Below are 6037 nucleotides of genomic sequence, written 5' to 3'. Positions count from 1 at the left end.
TTTTTAAAAAAATTAGAAAACTCATTAAATATTCACAGCGTTTTCGGTTTATTTTCTTGTTACTATTTCTTAATGTATCCTTGCAGATACATCAGGAATGTTTGATAGATATTCAATTTTCAATGGACAAAATCTTAACAACTTCCGTTGTTAATGGAGCCTAGCGGGATCGAACCGCTGACCTCCTGCGTGCAAAGCAGGCGCTCTCCCAGCTGAGCTAAGGCCCCACAAGACCTCTCAAAATTAAAGAAGACTAACGTACAGGTTCCATTTCCTTAGAAAGGAGGTGATCCAGCCGCACCTTCCGATACGGCTACCTTGTTACGACTTCACCCCAATCATCTATCCCACCTTAGGCGGCTGGCTCCTAAAAGGTTACCTCACCGACTTCGGGTGTTACAAACTCTCGTGGTGTGACGGGCGGTGTGTACAAGGCCCGGGAACGTATTCACCGCGGCGTGCTGATCCGCGATTACTAGCGATTCCGACTTCATGTAGGCGAGTTGCAGCCTACAATCCGAACTGAGACTGGCTTTAAGAGATTAGCTTGCCGTCACCGACTTGCGACTCGTTGTACCAGCCATTGTAGCACGTGTGTAGCCCAGGTCATAAGGGGCATGATGATTTGACGTCATCCCCACCTTCCTCCGGTTTATTACCGGCAGTCTCGCTAGAGTGCCCAACTGAATGATGGCAACTAACAATAGGGGTTGCGCTCGTTGCGGGACTTAACCCAACATCTCACGACACGAGCTGACGACAACCATGCACCACCTGTCACCAGTGCTCCGAAGAGAAACCCTATCTCTAGGGCGGTCACTGGGATGTCAAGACCTGGTAAGGTTCTTCGCGTTGCTTCGAATTAAACCACATGCTCCACCGCTTGTGCGGGCCCCCGTCAATTCCTTTGAGTTTCAACCTTGCGGTCGTACTCCCCAGGCGGAGTGCTTAATGCGTTAGCTGCGGCACTGAGTCCCGGAAAGGACCCAACACCTAGCACTCATCGTTTACGGCGTGGACTACCAGGGTATCTAATCCTGTTCGCTCCCCACGCTTTCGAGCCTCAGCGTCAGTTACAGACCAGAGAGCCGCTTTCGCCACCGGTGTTCCTCCATATATCTACGCATTTCACCGCTACACATGGAATTCCACTCTCCCCTTCTGCACTCAAGTTTGACAGTTTCCAAAGCGTACTATGGTTAAGCCACAGCCTTTTACTTCAGACTTATCAAACCGCCTGCGCTCGCTTTACGCCCAATAAATCCGGACAACGCTCGGGACCTACGTATTACCGCGGCTGCTGGCACGTAGTTAGCCGTCCCTTTCTGGTAAGATACCGTCAAGTGAGAAACTTTCCACTCTTCTCACAGTTCTTCTCTTACAACAGAGCTTTACGATCCGAAAACCTTCTTCACTCACGCGGCGTTGCTCGGTCAGGGTTGCCCCCATTGCCGAAGATTCCCTACTGCTGCCTCCCGTAGGAGTCTGGGCCGTGTCTCAGTCCCAGTGTGGCCGATCACCCTCTCAGGTCGGCTATGTATCGAGGCCTTGGTGAGCCGTTACCCCACCAACTAGCTAATACAACGCAGGTCCATCTCATAGTGAAGCAATTGCTTCTTTCAAACATCTACCATGCGATAAATGCTGTTATGCGGTATTAGCTATCGTTTCCAATAGTTATCCCCCGCTATGAGGCAGGTTACCTACGCGTTACTCACCCGTTCGCGACTCACTTATCTCGGTGGAGCAAGCTCCGGTGAAATAAGTGCGTTCCACTTGCATGTATTAGGCACGCCGCCAGCGTTCGTCCTGAGCCAGGATCAAACTCTCATAAAAAGTTTTGATTCAAACTCAAGCTATCACTAGCTTTCCGTTTTATTGTTTTTGTTCATTGACGATTTATTATTCGATAAATCACCCTGCACGTTTGGTTCGTCTTCTTTAATTTTCAAAGGTCTTGTTGTTATCGCTCTCTTGCGACAACTATCTTAGTTTATCATTTCTTCAACTGCTTGTCAACACTTTTTTGAAATTTTTTTAATTTCTTTTTTTCGTGTTGTCTCGCTTCAGATTTGACAACTCAATTATTCTATCATCTTCATTTGACCTTGTCAACTACTTTTTGAAACTTTTTTCAAACGGTTAACAGGTTCTCTAAAAGATAACTCAATTATTCTATCATCTTCATTTCCTCTTGTCAACACTTTTTGTAGATTTTTTATGAAATAATAAAAACTGATAACCTAAAATGATTATCAGTTGTTATCCTGTAAAGATAATAAGTATTTTTCTTCCCCCATACCTCTGGCTTTCAGACCTTCTGTCGCACAAGTCACTAGTTCTCTGGATATTTGCCCTACGATTTCTCGTTCTATTTTCGTAAGGTGTTTTACTGAGAATTGTTTACGAAGATGCTTGTAATCTCTTCCAAAATAGTCAAAGAAATCTGTTTCTTCTAGTATTTTTTCAAATTTTTCTAAATTTACAAGCAACCCTAATTGAAAGGCAATCGGTGCAAATGTCTTATCAAATGGTTGTGTACAGATACTTCTGAATTCAATTGTGCCTCTTTTGGTCAACTCCTGATAATGATAAGAACGATGTGTTTTCAAATCGCTAGTAGTTGGAACAATTTCGTGCGACTGACCAGAGGTAGTCATAGCAGTTATTTTTTTCATTCTTAGAAAATCTTTTATAGTGATAGGAGGGAAGTAATAACATTTTGCATCACGTTCAATATAGAAGATGGCCGTTTTTTTCTGAAACTCAAGGTAATCTGTTTCTGTATTGAAATCCTCTGGATATACCCCGACATTATCCTCTATCAAACCATGCATAGAGGATTCCCAAAAATAATCTCGACTTATTGTCCAATCTTCACGCTCGGCAAATTCAGAATTCGCAAAAAGGAAGGCCTTGACAGCTTCAATCTTATTAAATGCATTTATAACCCGTAGATAGTTTTCACGTGATACATCAAATTGAACCTGGTTGCCGCAAATAAAACCCGCATAATCCACATAGGGATGCATATGAGGGTGGTTTTCAGCCAATCTTAAATAAGCCATAAGCATCTTATAACGATCTGTAGCTACTGGTCTGTGGTCATTTAACTGCCAACCAGGATTTATTCCCACTCCCTGCAATTCATGATCATATAAAGCCAAGAATCGCTGTATTTCTTGTAAATAAAATTCAAAGCGCTTAGCTACATCGTGAATATATTTTGCCTTCGCAAACGCCAATTCTAGCGTGTTATAGGTTACTTCGAATAGGATAAGATCGCCATCATCATTGACAATCTCTATAGGATTGCCAGTTTCATCCAACTTCCTTACATAAAAATCCATATTCTTTGCAAGATGTACGAGTAAATCTTTGGCTACTTTTATAGAGGTGGGTCCTCCATTTTTATTCACTATTGGATATTCAAGTTCAATTCCAATAAATAATTCTGGTTTATCCTGTATTTTCGAAAGATAATAATCTTTAAAGAAGTTAGTAATTTCAGCCATGTATCCTCCATTCGTTCTTTAAAGTATATCAAATTTTATGCAAAAATAAAACGCCTGCTTACGAAATTATTCTACATTAGAGTAATTTCGTAAACAAGCGTCCAATCAATATGATGAGTGTTACCGCTGGGATGAACCCAGCGGCAGACCAGAGCTAGACTAAGGATTTGAAACAAATCCCATCATCATAACACTCAACAAAATTGATGATCTTATACAAGTTCGATAATTGCCATTGGGGCAGCATCACCACGACGTGGTTCAGTTTTGAGGATACGAGTATATCCACCATTGCGTTCTGCATAGCGAGGCGCAATTTCTGAGAACAATTTTTGAAGTACAGTAGTAGCTGTGTACTTGTCAGTAGCTTCATCATAGTTTTCAGATGCGATTTCGTTACGAACGAATGCAGCAGCTTGACGACGTGCGTGCAAGTCACCACGTTTACCAAGTGTGATCATTTTTTCAACTGTTTTACGGATTTCTTTAGCACGAGCTTCAGTTGTAACGATTGATTCGTTGATCAAAAGGTCAGTTGTCAAATCGCGCAACATTGCTTTACGTTGTGAGCTAGTGCGTCCTAGTTTACGGTATGCCATGATTTCCTCCTATATTATTTATCTTTCTTCAATCCTAGACCTAAGTCAGCCAATTTAACCTTGACTTCTTCAAGACTCTTACGACCAAGATTGCGCACTTTCATCATTTCTGGCTCAGTTTTCTCTGTCAAATCAAACACAGTATTAATACCTGCGCGTTTCAAACAGTTATACGAGCGAACAGAAAGGTCCAATTCTTCAATCGTACGATCAAGCATACGGTCGTCAGACGTTACTTCAGTTTCCTTCATTACTTCTGCCGATTTAGCAACTTCAGTCAAATCTGTAAATAGACCGAGGTGCTCCATCAAAATACGTGCAGAAAGACCTAAAGCATCTTCTGGAATAATGGTACCATTTGTATTGATTTCAAGTGTCAGTTTGTCAAAACCATCGTTGCTACCAACTCGAGCTGGCTCAACTTGATAGTTGACTTTTTTCACTGGCGTGTAGATAGAATCCACAGCAAGCGTCCCTACGGGTGCATCATCTTTTTTATTGCCTTCAGCTGGTACATAACCACGACCTGAATTTACAGTCAGAACCGCTTTAAAAGTAGCACCTTCAGCAATTGTAAATAGATAATGATCTGGGTTAATAATTTCAATGTCACTGTCAGTAAGAATGTCCCCTGCTGTTACTTCAGCTGGACCTACTACATCAAGTTCAATCGTCTTTTCGTCTTCGACATAAGATTTTACAGCAATGCCTTTGATGCTAAGAATAATTTGCATAACATCTTCACGGACACCTGGAACTGTGTCGAATTCGTGGAGTACGCCATCAATTTTAATTGATGTTACTGCAGCACCTGGAAGTGAAGCAAGAAGTACACGACGAAGAGAGTTACCAAGAGTTGTTCCATAACCACGTTCTAGCGGTTCGATGACAAATCTGCCGTAATCTTTTTTTTCATCAATTTTTGTTATTGTTGGTTTTTCAAACTCAATCATTTCTTACTCCCTCTTAAACGAAAAGCTGTGTATGGTATGTATGATTATACACGGCGACGTTTTGGAGGACGAGCACCATTGTGTGGTACAGGAGTCACATCACGAATTGCTGTTACTTCAAGACCAGCGGCAGCAAGAGCGCGGATAGCAGACTCACGACCTGAACCTGGGCCTTTAACGGTAACTTCAACTGTTTTAAGACCGTGTTCTTGTGCAGATTTAGCAGCAGCTTCTGAAGCCATTTGAGCCGCGAATGGTGTAGATTTACGAGAACCTTTGAAACCAAGAGCACCAGCTGATGACCAAGCAATAGCGTTACCATGCACATCAGTAATCATAACAATAGTGTTATTAAATGTTGCGTGAATATGTGCAATACCAGATTCGATATTCTTTTTCACACGACGTTTACGTGTTGGTTTAGCCAATTTTTCTACCTCCTATTTTATTTTTTCTTACCTGCGATCGCAACAGCTTTACCTTTACGAGTGCGGGCATTGTTTTTAGTGTTTTGTCCACGGACAGGAAGTCCACGACGGTGACGGATACCACGGTATGAACCGATTTCCATCAAACGTTTGATGTTCAAGTTAACTTCACGACGAAGGTCACCTTCAACTTTGATTGCATCAACTTCGCGACGAATAGCGTCTTCTTGATCCGGTGTCAAATCTTTTACGCGAACATCTTCTGAAATACCTGCTGCTGCAAGAATTTTCTTAGAAGTTGCGAGACCGATACCATAAACATAAGTCAATGAAATAACTACACGTTTGTCATTTGGAATGTCAACTCCAGCAATACGAGCCATGTTTTCTCCTTTCTATTTCTTAACCTTGACGTTGCTTGTGTTTAGGGTTTGCTGGGCAAATCACCATAACACGACCATTACGACGAATGACTTTGCAGTATTCGCAAATTGGTTTGACCGATGGTCTTACTTTCATGTCTAATCCCTCCAAGTATTTCG

The 6037-nt window shown here is 42.0% G+C and carries 6 protein-coding genes, 1 tRNA gene and 1 rRNA gene; all 8 read right to left on the bottom strand.

Annotated elements, in window-relative coordinates:
- Positions 1-154 precede the first annotated feature (154 nt).
- Positions 155-227: transfer RNA gene (locus PW252_RS00540), tRNA-Ala, on the bottom strand.
- 52 nt (positions 228-279) lie between these two features.
- Positions 280-1836, bottom strand: a 16S ribosomal RNA gene (locus PW252_RS00535).
- A gap of 419 nt (positions 1837-2255) precedes the next feature.
- Positions 2256-3515: a gamma-glutamylcysteine synthetase gene (locus PW252_RS00530; protein WP_248051099.1), complete on the bottom strand. Its 1260-nt coding sequence runs from the start codon at positions 3513-3515 to the stop codon at positions 2256-2258.
- A 212-nt stretch (positions 3516-3727) separates the two neighbouring features.
- Positions 3728-4114, bottom strand: a complete 387-nt coding sequence (gene rplQ / locus PW252_RS00525; RefSeq protein ID WP_105113652.1) for a 50S ribosomal protein L17 — start codon at positions 4112-4114, stop codon at positions 3728-3730.
- Positions 4115-4128: 14 nt separating this feature from the next.
- A complete protein-coding gene (locus tag PW252_RS00520; protein ID WP_248045795.1) occupies positions 4129-5067 on the bottom strand; it encodes a DNA-directed RNA polymerase subunit alpha in 939 nt (312 codons plus the stop codon).
- A gap of 44 nt (positions 5068-5111) precedes the next feature.
- Positions 5112-5495, bottom strand: coding sequence for a 30S ribosomal protein S11 (gene rpsK, locus PW252_RS00515; protein WP_004195509.1), 384 nt, complete (start codon positions 5493-5495; stop codon positions 5112-5114).
- Positions 5496-5512: 17 nt separating this feature from the next.
- Complete coding sequence (gene rpsM, locus PW252_RS00510; protein ID WP_099832346.1) at positions 5513-5878, bottom strand: 30S ribosomal protein S13; 366 nt, start codon at positions 5876-5878, stop codon at positions 5513-5515.
- Between the two features lie 19 nt (positions 5879-5897).
- Positions 5898-6014 (bottom strand): 50S ribosomal protein L36, encoded by a 117-nt coding sequence (rpmJ, locus tag PW252_RS00505; protein ID WP_001808836.1) that lies wholly within the window; start codon positions 6012-6014, stop codon positions 5898-5900.
- Between the last annotated feature and the right edge of the window lie 23 nt (positions 6015-6037).

The sequence above is a fragment of the Streptococcus sp. 29887 genome, from assembly GCF_032595075.1.
Classification (GTDB): domain Bacteria; phylum Bacillota; class Bacilli; order Lactobacillales; family Streptococcaceae; genus Streptococcus; species Streptococcus iners.
The sequence above is the reverse complement of the archived record's forward strand: the minus strand, read 5'-3'. Positions and strand labels throughout refer to the sequence as shown.

What these genes read in the sequence shown, in the direction of transcription:
- PW252_RS00530 (WP_248051099.1), bottom strand. Translation starts at nt 3,515, where the DNA reads ATGGCTGAAATTACTAACTTCTTTAAAGATTATTATCTTTCGAAAATA.
- rplQ (WP_105113652.1), bottom strand. Translation starts at nt 4,114, where the DNA reads ATGGCATACCGTAAACTAGGACGCACTAGCTCACAACGTAAAGCAATG.
- PW252_RS00520 (WP_248045795.1), bottom strand. Translation starts at nt 5,067, where the DNA reads ATGATTGAGTTTGAAAAACCAACAATAACAAAAATTGATGAAAAAAAA.
- rpsM (WP_099832346.1), bottom strand. Translation starts at nt 5,878, where the DNA reads ATGGCTCGTATTGCTGGAGTTGACATTCCAAATGACAAACGTGTAGTT.
- rpmJ (WP_001808836.1), bottom strand. Translation starts at nt 6,014, where the DNA reads ATGAAAGTAAGACCATCGGTCAAACCAATTTGCGAATACTGCAAAGTC.